This window comes from Bradyrhizobium sp. CCBAU 11357, assembly GCF_028128865.1.
Lineage (GTDB): Bacteria > Pseudomonadota > Alphaproteobacteria > Rhizobiales > Xanthobacteraceae > Bradyrhizobium.
In genome coordinates this window covers 123,171-142,020 of sequence record NZ_LBJW01000101.1, presented here as the reverse complement: position 1 = coordinate 142,020, position 18,850 = coordinate 123,171, and the positions used below count along the sequence as shown (strand labels likewise).

Genomic DNA, 18,850 nt, shown 5'->3' with positions numbered 1-18,850 from the left:
AGATGCGGATTGAGGCGAGAGCTCCTTTTGGAGCCTTCGAATCAGGCGTCGCCCCAATCACCAAGTCTTAGGTCTTATGCCTACGCATCCTGTTCCAGAACCGCACGACGGTCTCCCGTAGCCGGGGCATCAGGACAAAAATGACTCCCGTTGCGAGTGATCCGAGAGCGTGGCGAAGGGAGAATTGTTCGTTGTGACCGAACTGGTCTTGATGCTTTTCGATCGGGGCCGGCGCAAGGATTGTTCCTGACCTGTTGAGCCGCGATCGCGACCCGCGGGGAGGAATCACGATGAGCACGAATAAAACGTTGAGCAGCAGCCAGATGCTTAATATGGCAAGTACCGTCATCCAGTCCCACCGAAATGCAAGTTCAAGTATGGGGTTAAATTAACCCTCGGAACCTCAGAAGGGAAGGGTGCACAACCCGGTTGGCGCGTCGGCCGGCGTCTTCCAGCCGACGAGCTCCCGAGATACTCGATCTCGATCATCTCACGCGCTCCTTCGTCAATCCGTACAACATCGCTACGATAATGTCGTCGTTTGTGGACTCCGTACGACTACGGTCGGATCGCGCGAGCGCAAAGCCGCAGGAAGCGCCTTGCGCAGGATCGCTCGGCGTTCGAGGCGAAGCGGATGTTCAACTGCGCAGTGTCGCCAGGAAGGACGGGTCGATCGATTCAACTGCATCTTCCAGGAAACCCTTGCCCAGTTTTGATGCCCTCCGATAAGCGGACACGAGTGTCGATCTCGAACCTGGTCGGCGTATCAGGATGAGCCGAACGTCATTGCCTACGAGGTCCTTGACATCGGGAAGGGCGAGTGCGTCGAAGCGGGTCGCAATGTCGATCCGCATCGGCATCAATCGTGCGTCGTTTGGTGCGACGAAATACGCCATCTTCAGGGCCTCGGCCACGACCGGATCGTGCGGGTCGCGCTGGACCTGAAGCAGCGCCAGCGCAAGCCATAGCTCAGGATTGTAAGGAGAGGTCGACAGCGTCCGCCGGACCCGGCTGAGAGCGTCGGTATGCGCTATTGATCGCAGGATCGTGGACCTTTGCTGACCGGACTCAATTGTCTGCAGCGCGCCGATGAAGGCATGGTTGCGCTCCAGCTCGGATCCAAACGGCGAGCGCGTTCCCAACAATGAGGGCGCGTCTCCAGTCCATCGCGCCCCAATCTCGGCCGCATCTGCGGGAAATGTTGTCCGCCCCAGCGCCGTCACCTCCGCTACGGCCGACACGATCGCATAGGATCCGACCGTCACGGTCAACGCAATCAAGAGAATGCGAAAGATGCCCGATGAACTCATTTTCGATGCATTAGTTCAGTGTAAAGGCGCGCGCCGAGCCGCCGCGTGGTTGGGCGCCGCTGGTCCGTCCCATCGATTGCGCAAGTCCAACTCCGACCATCACCGCCACGATCGCTTGAATGGTGGGATTTGAGAGGCTTGAATCAAGAAAGCTCTCGCACAGAACAACGACCACCGCGGCGGCCGCGGCGGCCGCAAAAAAGGAATCGCGTCCTCGCCGAACGGCGCCGCGAAAGCTAACGAGGAAGAACTGGGCGGCGAAGACTGCCAGGATGGCGCTCGCCAATCTTCCCGCCTCGACAGCCATCAAGACTGCGGTGGAGGGAGGGTCCGCCAGCGCAGCGCCGAACTCCTGATAGGCTCTCGAAGTCAGCCTAAAGGTTCCGAGACCATTCCCCCACGTCGGTGCATCAGAGAGCAGGTGCTTTGCCGGCGAAGCTGCTTCCGGGGGGAGGCTGACGAATCCAAGGAGGCCCAAGCCTCCGGATAGAGAGTGCGGCACAGCCATCGCGCTGGTCATTGCTGCAAGGACAAAGAGCAATAGCGCCGAAGGCCAAGACCGAAATCCCAAGCGCCGGACAGCGGCTATGAACACGAGGACTATCAATCCGCAGCCAGTAACCACCACTAATGTGTGTTGTTTGAGGGCCGCAAGTGCGGCGAATGCGACTGCAATGCCTAATAGGCCACAGAAAACGCCGACCCACAGTCGGGGCGAGGCCAGATTGTGGATGTTCTGCTGGTGCAGGTGGCGTTCGAGTGCCCGGGCGACGAGCGCGCCATTTGTCAATATCGCAAGAGCGGCTGCTGCCGGAAAGAGATTCCTCGTGCCTGTCGGGGGAATGATTCCGGCGAATGAATCTAGCCGGCCAAGTAGGAACTCGACAGATATGAAGGTCGTCACTGCGCTCAAGACGAACAGGATCGTTTCGGCCGTACGACGATCCCTGGTGATGATGACGGTCGACACCAGGAGCGACACATTAACCAGATAGAGGAACAGGCTTTGCAACGTTGCGCCGGGATCAACGCTGATGCGGCCGGGCAGCAATGGCTGATTCAATGCGATCGAAGTCGCGGACCAGATCGGGTTCGCCAGCGAAGAAGCAGATAGCGGAAAGATTTGCAACGCCATCCAGACGACCGGAAGCAAGATTATAAGGAGAAATTGCTTCAGCAACTGCGCGGCCGATGCGATTTGCGCCTCCGGACCTCTTATTACCATGGCCATCATCATCGCAGCGGCAAGTGAAATCACATGCTGTGCGAAGGAGCCGCTTGTGATGGCCAAGATCGGAGTCGCGGCCAGCAATGCAATCAAAAGCCAGGAAGCGATGAGCAACCGAGGAACCGTGAGATGTGGGAGCGGGAATGGAGTGCAGCATTGCACAAGCGGGACATCATTTCGTGTTGCATAGCCGAGCATGCAACATCACCGTCGTCTCGGTGATGGATGGCCGGATAGTTGCCACTATGACGCATCATCACAACGCGGCTTGCCAACTGGTCACATGCAATCGATTTGCGAGATTCACCCGGCATGACAGTTCCGTGACCGGCTAAAACTGTCGAGCATAACAGTACTGCGACAAGTAACGCAGAGCCGTCGCCAGTCCGGCCATCGGCACCGCGCCGCGGATCGCGCTCGGTGTGGTCCCAATTTCAACCACAAGCTCGTTTGCGGTTTGCCAGTCGCTTGCAGCAAGCTTCGAGGCGTCGGCGGGTAGTAGGAGCGACACGCCGCCCTGGACCACGGATGCCTGGAACTCCGCGCGCTTCTCTCCTGCTACGAGGGCTACGTTCGGTCGCGCCGAGCGCGACAGTGGCTCGAGTACAATGAGGACAATTTCGATGCCACCCTTCCCGCACTGCAAGCTCAGTCCAGCAAGGCGCGTATCCGACTTGGCACTATCGACGACATGCATCACCGAAATGGCATCGGCTCCGCCGTCTGGATTTTTGCTTTTCACCAGTCGCCATCCGCCCTCAAGCTGTGTCGATTGGCTGCCGGACTCTATCTGTTTGAACGCCTCTTCGTCGCAACGTCGACGCTGCTCGGCGCTGATGCCAGACCCGCAGTTCAGAATGCCCGGACGCACAGGCTCGGCTTGGCCGGGAGCCGCCGTCATCACGAGACCAGCACCGAGCAGAACTGAGTGCGCCATCAGAAGCGCTGACCTAACATGCGCTAGCGCCAAATCATTCATGTTTGCATCCAAGGGCCCTGCCAAAAGTCGTGCAAGCGCTGCCCACCGCTCCGGACAAGCATCTGTCGTCAATCTACGTAGCCATACCTCTTGTAGTATCGATTGCGATAGTAGGCTGCGCCGTACGTATCGTAGCGGCTCATCACCGACACGTTCACCTTGTTAAGAACCGCACCGAGCATCCGCTCGCGCACAACCGGGGTTTCGCCCAGCACGCGCTCGACGATATCGATTTTCGACTTCGCCCATTCGATGACGAGGATATAGGAATCAGCCAGGCCCCTGGTCGCCCGAACGTCGACCACCGGCGCCAGCGGGCTAAGATCGAGGACGATGCGATCAAAGTGCTGCCGTAGTTGCTGGAACAGCTCTTCCATCTGTTGCGAGGCCAGCAGGTCGCTCGAATTCGAGAAGCGGGATGTGATGGCACAGGGAAGAAAATGTAGATTTGTCTGCGGGTCGATCCAGACCACGTTCCGCCAGTCGGCTTGACCGATGACGACATGGATCAAGCCGTCCTGCGCAGCCGGCGTAAGCCTTGCAGTGAGGCTTGGGTTGCGGATGTCGCCATCGATCAGCAGCGTACGGCACCCGCTTTGCGCTAAGGTCTGGGCCAGCGCTTCGCTGACGGTTGACTTTCCCTCATTCGGAAGAGCGGAGGTAATCCCCAGGACCTTGTTGGACCCTGCACCGAAATTCGCAAAATCGCTGGCTAGCTTGATCGACCGAAATCCCTCTGCGAAGCGTGAAAACGGGGCATTGATCACGTGCCGCCCGACGCTATCCTCAATTGAAAGCAGACGGCCGTGATGCGACTGCTGGTGGCTGAACCCGGGCGCGGACCCGTGGAGTGGCAACGTCGTGCCGGATCCCCCGTGACTCGGTGAGGCCCGTTGCGGTTTGAGCTTGTCGCGTTTGCCGAATCGCCAGGTTGCTTTGCCCGATTGAGCGGAACTCGCCTCAATGGCACCCTGTTCTATTACTGGAATTGAAGCGAGACAGCGGGTATCCACGAGCTGCTCGACCTGCGAAACGGTACGGAACACGCGATCCATCATATCAAGCAGGATTGCGACGAGAGCTGCGAGAATGGACCCGCCCACGATCGCCGCAAGCAGGATGAGTGTCGTTCTTGGGGACGTCTTGTTGGGAAGAGTCGACGCGGCCTGGCTGATCACCCTCGCTTCAGTAATGGGGAACGACTGCTGCTGAACCGAGACCATGTACAGTTGTAGGAAGTTGTCAGACAATGCGCGGGCGCTCTGAGCATTGCTTTCCAGATCTCTCAGGATGATCTGGGCCTGGCTGGTATTATTCGAGACCGCGATCGTATCGTTCAAGCTCTTCTGGCTGGACTCTTCGCGCGCCTTGGCAATTTCAAGGTCACTCTTGTAGACCTCGGCCGTGCGTCGCAGTTCGTCAATGATCGAGCGTCGGATTTCACGCATCTGGTTGCGTAAATTGACAACCGCCAGATGTGTCGATCCATACCGGTTCGACCAATCGGCCTGCTTGGCCGCGTACTCGAGATAGGTCTGGCGCAATTTGGTGATGACCGGGTTCGCCATCGTCTCGCTCACCGTCGCCAGGTCATTCAGAATGACCTTGGAATCGTCGCTGTCCGCATTCAAGATCGCGGTGATACGTTCGAGCTTGGCTTGTGCCTCCGCACGCTGGCTACGCGCGGCCGTCAGCGAAGTGTTGATTTCAGCGAGTTGCTGCTCGGTGAGCAGTCGCCCGCCGGCGTCGACGATGTTGTTCTTGGCCTTGAAATCCGCAACGGTACGTTCAGCGGAAGACGCCTGCGATCGCAGTTCCTTCAATCGGTCCTGCAGCCATACCGCCGCCCGTCTCGAGGCCTGATATTTCGATTCCAACGAGTCCACGATATAGCCGTCGGCGACCGCATTGGCGATCCGCGCTGCCAGCTCCTGCGATAGTGCCTGAAAGGATATCTCGATAACATAGCTCACGCCGACGCGCTTGATGCTGAGGCCGCTCGCAAAGCGGGCGAGTGCTGCGCGCAGTATCTGCTCTTCCGTGGGCGGGGTGGGCTCGGAGAATATTCCGGTAATCGCGGTACTTATGCTGCTGAGCAATCCGCCACCGTCGCTCATGAAGTCTGATGAGTCCGCAAGTTTCAGGTCCTTGATGACTTTGGAGGCGATCGCTTCGGACTTGAGAAGTTCGACCTGACTGTCGACCATCGCCGAGTCGATCGGGTTGTCTGCGCCGCTCGCGGGCGCTTGCGTCTGCAGGCCTTGCATCTTGCGGCTGTCGATCATCAGGATGGCCGTTCCGGTATATCGCTTCGGGGCCGTGAACACGTAAACGCCGGCAAGACAGATGCACAGGAGCAGCGTGAAAATCATCACTGGATACTGGCGGCTTACCAGCGCAAGCGCAGAGGAGACGGTCTGCTCCAGCGATGGAGTCTCTGGCGCAGCGGTTTCAATCTCGCGAGATGTGATCTTTTGAAGCATCCGGCCCGCCTACCTAAATCTCTGTGAATGCGGCATCAGGCTGGCCTTGCCGCCGCGATGAATTCGTGAATTGCAAATTGCCGTGTAGAAGTTGGACGTTGGCAGAATTCGACATGCCGGCTGCGTGATCGAGATCGCGACGCTCGAGAGTTGACCATTGCCATCGAAGCCTCGGCGAAACACCTAGTCGGATCGTTCGGCACGTTCTTGTCAGAGAAAGTTTCAGCAACCCTGCTGGGCCATTGTCGGTGCCGCTCGCCGCAAAACGTCATAATGCCATCTCCGTCAACTTTGCCAAAAAAAGCGACTTTCTAGACCGACGCAATTTACGCCGCCTGAGAAGATCATTGTTCGCCCACAAATTGGGCAGGTTGCCAGGATTCCCGCGTGCCGACCCGGTGGAACAGCGCCCGACCGGCTGCGAATTCTGCGATGCAATATCGGCCTGAGTGTGACGGACGAGCATGGGGATCGAGCAACTGCCACAGGCAAGGCGATCACGCTCTCGCGGTTACGACCAAGCCCGATACGCCGGAACGCAACCAGTCTGGTCTCAGCGCATCCGCTATGGCGGCGAGGGTCGGCTTTGGAGTTCAAACCGATGAATCTCCGCTCGATTGGGCACTCGAAAGATCAAGCACGAGACCTCAATCAAAATCCTTGATGGAGGATTCCCGATTCCAATCCACCAGCGAGCTTGCGAGATCGTAGTCGAACTTGAACCCGCTTGCGATCAGGTGCTTCGGCAGAATGTTCGTAGAAAACCACAACTTCTTGATCCGATCGCGATTGATGCCAGTCTTGATCCCGACAGCCTGCAGCACCTCGAATGGAAGCACGGCGAGATTCATGAGCCACACCGGGATCGTCGTTGTCGGCGTGGGGTATTTGGCAGCTTGCGAAAAGGCGGAGCAAATCTCGCTGATGGTGTAACGGTGCTCATAGCAGAAATTGTAGATCGACAGGCTGTCGTTGCGAGAGGCCATGAAGAGCATCGACGAGACCAGGTCCTTCACGTAGCCGCATGACTTGATGGTGTCGGTTCGGCCGGGATAGACGAAGGCCCGCCTCTCGAGAAGCCTCGACAATCGCGTGAAATTGCCTCGCTCGTAGCGCCCATAGATGACGGCGGGGCGCACGATGGTCAACCGCCTGTCCGGGTCCTCGGACTGCCACAGACGATGGATTGCTTCGGCCGAGAGTTTGGAACGTCCATAGGCACTGACCGGGACCGGCGTCGCATCTTCGGTAAGTGGGGTCTCCGTCGGACCGTAGACCGATATCGAACTGGTAAAGACGATATTCCGGCTGCCAGTTTCTTTCGCAAATCGACAGACGTGCACCGCACCTAGCACGTTTGTGTAATAATAGTCTCCGTCCGGATGACCCGGGGTGACATGGACCGCGGCCAGGTTGAAGATGTCGGAAGGCACCCCGGCGCCGAGCTTCGGCTCGATTGGCTCACGGACATCGTGATGGACATATTCGACGCCTTCGACATGAGCCCTGGGCTTCCCGATATCCACCGAGACGATCCGGTCGTAGCGGCCGGAAGCGAGCATCCGCGTCATCAGATGTGTACCGATGAAGCCTGCGCCTCCGAATACAATAGCCTGGGTGGGATGGGACATGTGCGCGAGGGTCAACGTGAGTGAACGTGGTGAATCAACTGCGACGAACTTTGGTCAAGGCTTGCTGGTGATCGAGTGTGCGCATTGGAAGAACTGCACGAGCCGTCGTTGCAAGAGTTGTGCCCGCCAGACAAGGGATCGCTTGAGGCGCTGCACGCCCGCTCGCGCCCGCCAGCGTTTTCGCTGCTGGATATCAATGAAGCGGCCAAATCGGGGCAGCAATTGGTTAGTCGTGCGTTTTTGATACGGCGATAACAAGATCGTTTAGGCAGCGCGTGCGAATGCGGAGTCATCAGTTCCATCTTGGCGATCCCGAATGCGGTGGCTTGGTTCAAGCGGCAACGCGCACATGTCTTGTGAGCGTTCAACCAGAGGATGTTCGTCTGAATGACATCAATAGAGCTCGCGATACTCAAATTGAAAGCTCGTCGATCCGGCCGCAATCCCCAGTACGCGTTGCAGCTTCTGGTAGCCTGCGAGCGGAACGACCACGCAATCGGAACTTCCCGCGTAGCAAACCCGAACCCTGATCGATTGACCGCAAATGTTTTGAACCAGCACAATCTGCTCGATGATCTTGGGGTTGTTGGCTTGTGGATGCGTCAACGGGTTGACTGATATACAAAGCTTTCCGTCCACTGTCGTGTGGTTTGGCGCGAAAGTACCTTCCATCGGTCGAATCGAACTCGAAGGCCGAGTCGAAATGCCGGAGCCGCCATACATCGGAGGAGATGTACGACCGAAGCCGGAAGTTTGAGCATCGGCCGTCGTTGCGAGGAGCGATGAAGCGATCGCTGCACATATCGCCACATAACCGTCTGCGGGCCTAGATCGGTTATCATGCATCTTCACTGCTCTGCACATCCATGATGGTTGGGGCCAGCTCTCGAATGAAGCCGCGATTGTTGGCGGCAGGATAGAGTTGCAGTTGCGGCAACAGAATGACAGGTGAAATGGTTCCCGAGCTTGCAGGGGGAGAATTGCCTCTTCCTTGCGCTTGAAAAGACGTGCTAGAGGCTGCACGTTCGGGGATTGGATGACGTCCGTCGACTGTGATGTTCTGTCGACCGTCGTGCGACCTACTTACAACGAGAGTATTCTAGGCGGCGAATGTTGAAGGAGATACCAAGACACGCTGTGTTGCCGGACGTCGAACTGGCAATTCTGCCGCGCCTCTCGGTCGTCATTCCGAACCACAATTACGCAGCTTACGTGGGATTCGCGATCCGCAGCGCGCTGAACATACGATGGCCGCAGGTCGAGGTGATCGTCGTCGATGACGGGTCGACGGACCATTCACTCGACGTCATCAACGAATTTGCAGGCGAAGTCACAATCATCAGCCAAGCGAACGCCGGGCAGATGACCTCCTGTGTGAACGGCTTTCGCAGATCGTCCGGCGATATCATCATATTTCTCGACTCGGACGATGCCTTGCATCCTGATGTCATGACGGAGATAGTATCTGTCTGGTCCAAAGCCGCGAGCAAATATCAGTTTCAGATGCGCGTGATCGATGCCGACGGGCAGCCGACCGGAAATGTCCTGCCGCAGTACTTCTCCTGCCCTTCCTCGGAGGATGTCCGCAAGTGGATGGCAACCACCGGCGCTTATCCGACGCCGCCCGGGTCAGGAAATGCCTACCCGAAATGGTTTGTCGAGCGTGTCTTCGGCTTTGAGTCCAACTTCGTTGATCGGGCTCCGGACAGCTATCTTTTGGCGGCCGCTCCTGCCTGTGGCGAGATCGTGACGATCACCAAACCGTTGGCGGATTATCGCGTGCACGGCCTCAATCACGGGGCTTTCCTTCAACTCGACGATACCCGCTTTGCGAGAGAGATCGACCTCACGCGGAGGCGGTACAAGTTCTTTTCCGAGGTCGCGCGCATGGAGAAGCTGCCGGTTGCGCCCGATGCGCTCAAGAGCAATTTGATATTTCTTTGTTTGCGGATAGCGTCCTTCAAGCTGCGGCCGGACCTTCATCCAATCGCGGCGGATAGTTCATTGAGCATCGCTGTCGATGCGCTTGGGGCGGCTGCGTCGCCGCAAGGTTTCTCAAGATCGCAGCGCATATCGCTGCTGGCTTGGATCTTCTGCATCCTGGTCAGTCCGCAGTACTTCCGTCGGGCCCTGGTGAGTTTGCGCTACGTGCCCGCCCAGCGGCCGAAATGGTTACGCGCGTTGCTCGGCCGATTCCGCATCACTCGATGATCAGGGCAGGGCCGGGACACTTCGGTCAGACGGCAGCTTTGCGACAGATCGACGTCAGGCCGGCGCCTGGCGGCTGCGACCATACGCACAGCATCGCCATCATGATCAGGAATGGAGCCATGGCGAGATTGCCGCCGCCGAGCTGATAGCAGGCAAGCATCGTCAATGCGAGCATCGAGTTGTCTTTCCTGAATATCGAGAGGATGAGATAGAACAGGAAAATCACTAGCCCGATAATCCCGTAATCCGCGACGAGTTTGAGAACGGGATTTCCGCTGCCGCCAAAGTAGGCGGGCGAGCGTTCCAATCCGCCGGGCCCCGAGCCGATGAGCACTCTGTCGGTCTGAAAGAGATAGTCCCACGTCTGTAGTTGCGCCACGTAGCGAGCATAGCCGCTCGACTTGGTTGAACTGAATTCATCAAGCCTGCCAACGATGGGATCAAAAGGTTCCGGCGCAACGAGGTACGTTGTGCCGATCAACAAGGCAACGGCTGCCCCGATGGCGATAACCCGCAGTGATTTGAGCGGAGCGATCAGGGGATAGACACCGAGGGACACGACGAGCACCAGGAGGCCCGATCCGGACCGAGTGAGCACGTACGAGATGGCATATAGCGGAAGATAGGCAAGTCGCCGCAAAATGAACACATCGACGACCACACCTACAGCGAGCAATTGGGACAGCGCTCCGGGCTCCATCGGGAAAAACCCGTTCGCGCGCCGATTCAACGACCCATAAAATTCCACCGCGTTTTGATTGTAGGCGGACTCGACGAGGACCGGATCGAGCGCCGGGATTGCATCCTTGAACGAGAAGATGCGTATTCCGCCGAATTGAAGAATGATCTGGACGATCGCCAGAACGGCGCACAGGCGAACATAGAACAGGAAGACGGGAAGGACCGCCTGGTTCGAGAATCTCGTCGAAGGTCCGAACAGGAAGAGCGAATTCGTGACAAGAACCATCGCAAGTGATGCCGGGCTGGTCTCCACACCGCGATCGGGAGATTCGGCTGCGGCGACCGCGCTGAAGAGAAACCAGACGACGACGAGTCCGAATGCGAGAGTCTGCGGCCCGCGAATGCTCACCAGGCCAACCCGCCATCCCCACGCGACGAGCGCGAAGAATCCGAACAGCGAAAAGAAGATCTGTCCGGTTCCGATGAGGAGTCCGAAGCGCTGCATACAAATGCACAGAATGAAGGCGATATGCGCGAAAATGACGCTGTTGGTCTCGTCGCTTGACGCTACTGCAGCGCGCTTGTTAGACGAGGTTCTGGCTGGGAATGTGTCGAGGCTCACCATGTTGGGACTCGTCGATTACTGTTTCTTGGCGCCTCGGTTGGTGGGTGCGTCTGGGCACAGGGGAACGATCGCGATCGACCTTGGTCTCCCTCGTGAGGCTGTTCACCCTCTATACTAGAGCCTGTAGCGACTTCCCACATGGAACACAACGCCAGCGCCAGAATTAACCCTTACGTTCATGGTGCCAGAGGTTTGTTTTGCCTCATGGTATTCGTCTATCACGTCGTTCATTCCGGACTGCCCACGTTCGATCTTTTTGCCAAGGGGCTGTTGGGAGAAGCGCTGCAGACCGGAAAATTCGGTGTCGAGTTCTTCTTCGGCATCAGTGGAATCGTGATTCTGCCAAGCCTGTATCGGGCATCCTCGGTCGTGACCTTTATTCTTGATCGTTATGCCAGGATTCTTCCTGTGCTCTGGGCGACCGTGATCGCGATCGCGATTTTTGGCTGGCTTTCAGGAAAGGGTCCAGGTCTGCTGCTGGTCGCGGCAAATCTGTTGGCGCCGCCTCCATTCATCGACATCATCCAGATCAATCCAGCCGCGTGGTCGCTCGGATACGAATTCCTGTTCTATGGAGTATGTGCCATCGTTTTCCTGATCAGCGGCGTCAATCGGCCGCTGGCGCTGGCATTGGCCGTCAGTTCGCTGATCTTGCTCGTGTACTATCCCCGCGCGCTCCTGATGATCGGTGGCGTGCTCATTGCGGAGAAGTACCTATCGTCGACCTTGTTGCAATCCCTGGCGAAGTACCCGGCGATCTTCTTCGTGCTGTTCCTGACTGTCTGGAGAGGCCTCGAGCTTGCCAGCGCAACAGACTACGTTGGCTTTGTCACGCCGGCATATTTGTCATTCCATGACTGGATCTCTGCTTTTCCATTTGTTGTCCTTGGTGGCGTCTTCGGGACAATTTTCCTGCTTGGCATGTCCCGAGGAAACGGGCTGTTCGGAAGAATGCTGCGTTGGCAGGTGATGCAATGGCTGGGGACGATCAGCTTCAGTTTTTATCTCTGGCCGCCGATCGTCATGGCCGGGGTCAAGCTAATCATGTATCGAACGGGCATCGTCGACGCATTGGGGAGCGGATCGCAACTGTTTTTCCTCCTGGTCTCGCTTCCGCCGTCGCTTATCCTTGCGACGATCAGTCATCGCTTCCTTGAAGTGAAGGCGACGGGACAGATTCGAAAGCGGCTCGACAGGACCTCTCAAGCGAAACCGGCAGTCCGGCCGATCAGTCAAGCACTCGACGGCACCCAAGGAGGGAGCCCGATCGGGGAACAGTCAACTGTTCTTGATTGTTCGACAAGTGACCGCCCCAAAACGATCGCAAGTTGACTCTCTACTCGGGAAAAGCCGGCAGAGCCGTGGGCTCGATTGTGGCGGCTTGCGGCGTGACAGCGTGATCGCTGCCATCGTCTTGCGCCGGCACAGCGTTTCCCAGCCGGGGCCAACAGCCGAACCGAAAGGATCTCGTTGATGATCGCAGTGTGCAAGCAAGTCCTTTGTGTCACCTCGATAATCGTTGCACTCGGATCCGCAACGCCGGCCTGGTGTGCTGGCTGGGAGCTGGTTTTTTCGGATGAGTTCAACGGCGACAAGCTTGATCGAACCAAATGGGCCACCCGGTACATCTACAACAATGAGACGATGGATCGGTTCAACGACGAAAAGCAGCGCTACCGCGACAACCACGTGTTGTCCGAGGGTGCGCTGAACCTGACTGCAAAGAAGAATGAGGGGACCGACACGTTCGATTCCGCGATGATCCGGAGCCATCAGACATTCTACTACGGCTACTATGAAGCGCGGGTCTTTCTTCCGAATGCGCGGGGATCGTGGCCGGCATTCTGGCTCGAAGCCGATTACGACATCGATGGAAAGTTCTGGCATCCGCCGGAGATCGACATTTTCGAGTACGTCATCAATGGCGTGGAAGACAAGCCGAACATGCTGCACTCGAATGCCATGAGTAAAGATAAGTGGACGCCGCAGTCCTATACTTATGTGGACAGCTCGTTCGTGCTCCGGTTTCAGGACTTGGTCAGCAAGGAGGATCTGAATAAGGACTGGCATATTGCCGGCTTCGTTTGGGCTCCCGACCGCATTTCGTTCTTCTGGGACGGCCGTCTCGTCTACACGCGCATGTACCAGTGGCTCAGGAAGGACGGCCAACTGGGGCCGCCGGCGCACATCGATCTCAATTACGCCATCGGCGGAGCAGCCTGGGCCGGCCGGCATGGGATCGATGACGCGGCTTTCCCGCAGACGTTCAAGATCGACTACGTTCGCGTCTGCCAGTTCACGTCCTCCGAGCGGGGAAGCCGACAATGCGGTCCGAGCGACATGACGCCGGACCCGAATGAGTTTGGATATAGGGCAGCGCTCAACGACATGCCGAAGCCAACATTCCTCAACGTTACGAATGTGGTAGCGGACAAAAAGCCGAATGCGGGAGTATTGCCGCTGAGCACAACCGATCCGCTTAAGGTCGAAATTCCGATCAAGATTCCGGACGACTACCCGACAAATCGAACGCTTCATGCGTACGTCTTCGACGCAACAACCGGCGCTATGGTCGCATCGGCAAAGAAGCCGCTGCAACAGGTCTCTCGCAAGCAAGGGGAAGATGGCGTCAGCGTGATCGAATTTGGGCTGCCGGCTGTGCCGCGGGAAGGGAACTATCTGCTGGGCAGCAAACTGACGGCTGAAGTCGCGGGCGAGATCGGCCCCAAAGAAGTCCCAGTTGCTTGCGACACCGCGATTGTCCAACCAAAAAAAGCCAGATCTTGCCGTCTATTGTCGCTACATGTGCGCCGCTGATCGCAGGCCTGCATCCAGCGTGAGCACAACTCGGTGTGATCTGGGTCAAGCCGAGTACCGCTGATTGCGATCGGCGCGCTGTCCGAAGGTCGGTCTGAATTTTGCTTTGGCTGTGGCAGGTGAGCTGTCATGCGGCTTGCCAGTCACGGTCGGTGTCTCTTGCATGGGTAGTCGTCCATGAACTCAAAGGTTCGCGCCGTCAGGCAAATCCTCCGTGGTGCGTTGCGCGGCAGCCCGAGCCGGCTTTGTGATCATCGCGCGTGGCGAAGTGAACATCCGCATACTTGGCTGACTGCCGTCGAGGAAGAGGTCCTGGCGCGGAAGGCGCCGGTTCGATTCGGCAGCCGCGACGCAGGTTTTGGTGAAACTGTTGAAAACAGAATGCCCGAGCTGGGCATTCTCCGCCTGGACAAGGCTCGCATCCTCGGTCCCGACGGCTGGCTCGTGACGGAGGATGGATCGCTGCTGTACGAGAGCACCTGGTACGGATCGTCGTTCTCGCGCCATCCACGATCAATTGCCTACGGGACGCCGCTGCCGCTAGGTGGCACCTGTCTCTCGCTGGCGAGTGATTTCGCCGGAGGAAACTATGGGCACTTCCTGCTCGATTGCCTGGGACGATTGGCGCTATTTCAGAAAAGTGGCCTGTCGCTCGACGACGTCGATTATGTCTATTTGCCCAAGCCTGCGTCCGACACGGCAACCAAACTCGTTCGCCGGCTTGGAATTCCAATGCACAAGTGCGTGTGGGCAGGCCAGGAGGATATCCAGGCCGATCTCGTGATCGGCACTTCGTTTCCAGGCTTGCGACGGAATTACGCGCCATGGCTTACGGAGTTCTTCCGCTTGCAGGTCGCCAAGTCGCCGCTTCGTCACGACAGACGCGTATACGTTCCACGCAAAGGGCAAAGGAAGGTCGCCAATGAACAAGAGCTGATGCCTACATTGAAGAAGTTCGGCTTCCAGATTTACAATTTTGATGATGTCGAGGATGAAGCGGCGTTTTTCTCCGAATGCTCGATTGTCGTTGGCCCACATGGTGCGGGCCTGACCAATCTCGTATTCTGCTCGCCTGGAACCAAAGTGCTGGAACTGATTCCTTCAGACCACGTGCACCCCTACTACTACACGATCGCAACCTCCGCGGGCGCGGACTATTCTTACATCGTGGGGGACAGTCACGGGACGCGCCCGCAGGGAGCGTTTGGGCCAAGTCCATTCGATTTCAAGGTTGCGCCTGACATTTTGGAGCGCGCACTGGAGGCCATCTGTCAATGAACGAGCATTGAAAATGGTCGGTATTGGTGCGCGTACGGCGCCTCCTTTGTCGAAAAATTCAATCGCCATCGGAGCTGCCTGGATCGGCGTCAGCCGGCTGGTGGTTGCCATTCTCGGCTTCCTGAACACCCTCATATTGGCGAGAATGCTCACGCCGGAAGATTTCGGCCTGGTTGCCGTCGCGACGGCCATCATTGCTGTTCTGACGTCGATGACGGAACTGTCCCTGGCATCGGCACTCATTCACCACAAGGATCCAAGTGAAGATCAATTCCACGCCGCGTGGACGTTGAGCCTGGCTCGCGCCTGCTTGCTCGCACTCTTGCTGTCGTTGCTCGCCTATCCGGTGTCAGTGTCCTACGGCGATGAACGTTTGATTCCGATTCTGTTGGTCCTGAGCTGTTCGATTGTGATATCCGGCCTTCGAAACCCGATGCTTGCGATGATGCAGCGTCAACTCGTCTTCTGGCAGGAATTTGTGACGAGCAGCAGCCGGGCGCTCGCTACCATCCTCGTCTCCTCCGGGATCGCTATCTGCTTCAGGAGCTACTGGGCGCTGATCGCCGGAGCCGTCGTCGCCAACTTCATCGATGTCGTCGCCTCTTATCTGATCCAGCCGTTCCGGCCGAAATTCCGGATAAAGGGCAGCCGCACTCTATTCTCGTTCTCTGTGTGGCTATCGCTCGGACAGGCCGTCAGCACGCTGAACTGGCGTTTCGACCAGATCATCATCGGATATTTCCTCGGGAAATCCGCCCTGGGTGGATATGTGCTGGGCAGCGACCTGGCCGCGACGCCGACACGCGAAGCAACAAATCCGCTTGCCGGGACGCTGTTTCCGGCGTTCGTGAGGCTGAGGGACGACAAAGCCGCCCTTCAACGAGCTTATCTGTCGGCCCAAGCAATGCTGTGTGCGATCGCCTTTCCGGCCGGGTTCGGTTTCGCGTTGATCGCCGATCAATTCGTTCCGCTCGCGCTGGGTGAGGCCTGGGCAGGCGCGACAATCGTGATCCAGCTCCTCGGTGGTGCAATCGCGTTGCATACGCTCAGCGCGACCGTCCAACCCCTTGGTCTGGCGCTTGGGCAGACGCGCAGGTTATTTCATCGCGACGTTGCGATCCTGATCGTGAGGCTGCCTGTCATTGTTGCGGGCCTGTGGGTAGGAGGGTTACTTGGCCTGCTGGTCGCTCGCGTGGCGGTTACGCTCGGCGGTGTCGTCTACAACATGGTCCTGGTCCGCGAGTTGATCGACACCTCTGTCTCCCGGCAATTTCTCGTGAATCTGAGGACCGCTTTGTCCACCTGCACGATGATCATTGTCGGTCTTCTGACCAATTGGGCCTTCACCACATCGGTTGGCCATGAGTCTCACGTCTATGCTCGATTGGTCGCTGTTGTTCTTGTGAGTGCGCTTGCCTATGTCGGGTCACTCTTTGGATTCTGGCGAGCGGCAGGCTCGCCGGCCGGGCCCGAGCGTGAGATCCTGCGTATCCTCGGCGCAATCGCCAACAGGTTCGGGAAAATGGGAAAATCGTCGATGACAATTAAGCAGTCGGGTGAGCAATATGAATGAAAGGTCGAAGCGCCGCGTCGCGCTGATTACGGGCGTCACCGGTCAGGACGGTGCCTATCTCGCCGAGTATCTGATCGGCCGGGGCTACATCGTCCACGGCATCAAGCGGCGGTCGTCGTCCTTCAACACGGCCCGTGTCGATCATCTTTATCAGGATCCGCATGCCGGCGATGTGCCGTTCCTGATGCATTACGGCGACATGACGGATTCGACAAACCTGATCCGCCTGATGCAGCAGATCCGGCCAACCGAGATCTACAATCTGGCTGCACAGAGCCATGTGGCGGTCAGTTTCGAGAGCCCGGAGTACACCGCGAACGCCGACGCGATCGGAACGCTGCGGCTTTTGGAGGCGATCCGCATTCTTGGCATGGAAAAGGAGACGCGGTTCTATCAGGCGTCCACCTCCGAGCTCTATGGCCTCGTGCAGGAAGTCCCGCAGAAGGAAACGACTCCCTTCTATCCGCGCTCCCCTTACGCGGTGGCGAAGCTCTATGCCTATTGGATTACGGTGAACTACCGCGAGGCCTACGGCATCTTCGCCTCGAACGGTATTCTCTTCAACCACGAGAGCCCGATCCGCGGCGAAACCTTCGTCACCCGCAAGATCACACGTGCCGTTGCCCGCATCGAGACCGGCCTCGAAGGGACGTTGTATCTCGGGAATCTCGAGGCCAAGCGCGACTGGGGCCATGCCAGGGATTATGTCGAAGGCATGCACATGGTCCTGCAGGCCGACCGGCCCGACGATTTCGTACTGGCAACCGGGGAGACCCGCTCGGTGCGCGAGTTCGTGGAGCTCGCCTTTGCCGAAGTCGGCCGCAAAGTCGAATGGCGGGGCAAGGGCGTCGAGGAAACCGGAATCGACAAGAAGTCAGGCAGGATCGTCGTGCGAATCGATCCGACCTATTTCCGTCCCACCGAGGTCGATCTTCTGATCGGCGACCCCAGTAAGGCGCGCGAGAAGCTCGGCTGGAAATCCAGAACCCCGTTCGCGCAACTCGTCAAGGAAATGGTGGCTTCCGATCTGCTCGAGGCCAGGCGAGAGGTCACCAATGGCAAGCAATCCATTTGAGCTGGCCGGCAAGACCGTCTTCGTCGCCGGCCATCGCGGCATGGTTGGCTCCGCGTTGGTGAGGCGGCTGGCGCAGGAGAATGTCGAGCTGCTGACGGTGTCGCGGAGCCAAGTCGACCTGCGTGATCAGGCCGCCGTCGATAGATGGTTTGCTGAAAGGCGTCCGCAGGCAGTGTTCCTTGCTGCCGCCAAGGTCGGCGGCATCGTCGCCAACAATACGCTGCGCGCCGAGTTCCTCTACGAAAACCTCGCGATTGCGACCAACGTTATTCACGCTGCGCATGTCAATCGATGCGAGAAGCTGATGTTCTTTGGCTCCTCCTGCATCTACCCCAAACTGGCAGTCCAGCCGCTGCGCGAAGAGTCGATGCTGACTGGCCCGCTGGAGCCGACCAACGAACCCTACGCGATCGCCAAGATCGCCGGCATCAAGATGGTCGAGGCCTATCGCAGCCAGTATGGTTCAAACTTCATCAGTGTAATGCCGACCAACCTTTACGGTTCCGGCGACAATTATCATCCCGAATACAGTCACGTCGTCGCGGCGTTGATCCGGCGCTTCCATGAAGCCAAGTCATCAGGGGCGAAGAATGTCGTGGTGTGGGGCACCGGCACGCCGCGGCGCGAATTCCTCTTTGTCGACGATCTTGCGGACGCCTGCATCCATCTGATGAAAACCTATTCGAGCGGCGAGCTCGTCAACATCGGCACCGGCGTGGATATTGCGATCGCCGAATTTGCCCGTCTAGTCGCGGCGACCGTCGGCTATTCCGGCGAGATCAGCTTTGACACCTCGCGCCCCGACGGCACCCCGCGCAAATTGCTCGAGGTCAACCGGTTGGCGAAACTGGGTTGGCGGGCCAAGACCTCGCTCGAGGATGGGCTCAAATTGGCCTATCAGGCATATCTTAGCGAGAACCGTCAGGCGGGGGAGTAGGGACCCCGCCTCGTCATTGCGA

General features: G+C 58.0%; 15 protein-coding genes. 8 read left to right on the top strand and 7 right to left on the bottom strand.

Annotated features, from left to right (window positions below):
- Window positions 1–638: 638 nt before the first annotated feature.
- The 5 genes from XI05_RS19480 to XI05_RS19460 all read right to left on the bottom strand — a co-directional run bounded on the left by XI05_RS19480 (window position 639) and on the right by XI05_RS19460 (window position 7,631).
- The gene (locus tag XI05_RS19480; RefSeq protein ID WP_271504685.1) at window positions 639–1,310 is read right to left on the bottom strand and encodes a hypothetical protein; all 672 of its coding nucleotides are present in this window, start codon (window positions 1,308–1,310) and stop codon (window positions 639–641) included.
- 10 nt (window positions 1,311–1,320) lie between these two features.
- Complete coding sequence (locus XI05_RS19475) at window positions 1,321–2,652, bottom strand: hypothetical protein (RefSeq protein ID WP_271504682.1); 1,332 nt, start codon at window positions 2,650–2,652, stop codon at window positions 1,321–1,323.
- Window positions 2,653–2,869: 217 nt separating this feature from the next.
- On the bottom strand, window positions 2,870–3,517 hold the full coding sequence (locus XI05_RS19470) for a hypothetical protein (RefSeq protein ID WP_271504680.1): 648 nt from the start codon (window positions 3,515–3,517) through the stop codon (window positions 2,870–2,872).
- Between the two features lie 68 nt (window positions 3,518–3,585).
- A complete protein-coding gene (locus XI05_RS19465; RefSeq protein WP_271504677.1) occupies window positions 3,586–6,000 on the bottom strand; it encodes a polysaccharide biosynthesis tyrosine autokinase in 2,415 nt (804 codons plus the stop codon).
- A 647-nt stretch (window positions 6,001–6,647) separates the two neighbouring features.
- A complete protein-coding gene (locus XI05_RS19460) occupies window positions 6,648–7,631 on the bottom strand; it encodes an NAD-dependent epimerase/dehydratase family protein (RefSeq protein WP_271504674.1) in 984 nt (327 codons plus the stop codon).
- A gap of 84 nt (window positions 7,632–7,715) precedes the next feature.
- On the opposite strand from XI05_RS19460, the gene XI05_RS19455 reads away from it, so the two are divergent.
- Complete coding sequence (locus XI05_RS19455; RefSeq protein WP_271504671.1) at window positions 7,716–7,886, top strand: hypothetical protein; 171 nt, start codon at window positions 7,716–7,718, stop codon at window positions 7,884–7,886.
- Between the two features lie 138 nt (window positions 7,887–8,024).
- On the opposite strand, the gene XI05_RS19450 is transcribed toward XI05_RS19455, so the two are convergent.
- Complete coding sequence (locus XI05_RS19450) at window positions 8,025–8,303, bottom strand: hypothetical protein (RefSeq protein WP_271504670.1); 279 nt, start codon at window positions 8,301–8,303, stop codon at window positions 8,025–8,027.
- 468 nt (window positions 8,304–8,771) lie between these two features.
- Here XI05_RS19450 and XI05_RS19445 point away from each other — a divergent pair, with 468 nt between their 5' ends.
- Window positions 8,772–9,842 carry a glycosyltransferase family 2 protein gene (locus XI05_RS19445; protein WP_271504667.1) on the top strand — a complete coding sequence of 357 codons (1,071 nt, stop codon included), beginning with the start codon at window positions 8,772–8,774 and terminating at the stop codon, window positions 9,840–9,842.
- Between the two features lie 25 nt (window positions 9,843–9,867).
- Here XI05_RS19445 and XI05_RS19440 read toward each other — a convergent pair whose 3' ends face one another.
- Window positions 9,868–11,148 (bottom strand): hypothetical protein, encoded by a 1,281-nt coding sequence (locus tag XI05_RS19440; protein WP_271504664.1) that lies wholly within the window; start codon window positions 11,146–11,148, stop codon window positions 9,868–9,870.
- 138 nt (window positions 11,149–11,286) lie between these two features.
- Between XI05_RS19440 and XI05_RS19435 the strand changes: the two genes are divergently transcribed.
- The 6 genes from XI05_RS19435 to fcl all read left to right on the top strand — a co-directional run bounded on the left by XI05_RS19435 (window position 11,287) and on the right by fcl (window position 18,828).
- The gene (locus XI05_RS19435) at window positions 11,287–12,480 is read left to right on the top strand and encodes an acyltransferase family protein (protein WP_271504661.1); all 1,194 of its coding nucleotides are present in this window, start codon (window positions 11,287–11,289) and stop codon (window positions 12,478–12,480) included.
- Window positions 12,481–12,621: 141 nt separating this feature from the next.
- A complete protein-coding gene (locus XI05_RS19430) occupies window positions 12,622–13,965 on the top strand; it encodes a glycoside hydrolase family 16 protein (RefSeq protein ID WP_271504659.1) in 1,344 nt (447 codons plus the stop codon).
- 177 nt (window positions 13,966–14,142) lie between these two features.
- Entirely contained in the window at window positions 14,143–15,243 is a 1,101-nt protein-coding gene (locus XI05_RS19425; RefSeq protein WP_260372248.1) for a glycosyltransferase family 61 protein, read from the top strand.
- 13 nt (window positions 15,244–15,256) lie between these two features.
- Complete coding sequence (locus tag XI05_RS19420) at window positions 15,257–16,816, top strand: lipopolysaccharide biosynthesis protein (protein WP_271504657.1); 1,560 nt, start codon at window positions 15,257–15,259, stop codon at window positions 16,814–16,816.
- The gene (gene gmd / locus XI05_RS19415) at window positions 16,809–17,891 is read left to right on the top strand and encodes a GDP-mannose 4,6-dehydratase (RefSeq protein WP_271504654.1); all 1,083 of its coding nucleotides are present in this window, start codon (window positions 16,809–16,811) and stop codon (window positions 17,889–17,891) included. The genes XI05_RS19420 and gmd overlap by 8 nt, the downstream gene beginning before the upstream one ends.
- Window positions 17,872–18,828, top strand: coding sequence for a GDP-L-fucose synthase (fcl, locus tag XI05_RS19410; RefSeq protein WP_271504650.1), 957 nt, complete (start codon window positions 17,872–17,874; stop codon window positions 18,826–18,828). Before gmd ends, fcl begins: the two co-directional genes overlap by 20 nt.
- The last annotated feature ends 22 nt before the right edge of the window (window positions 18,829–18,850 follow it).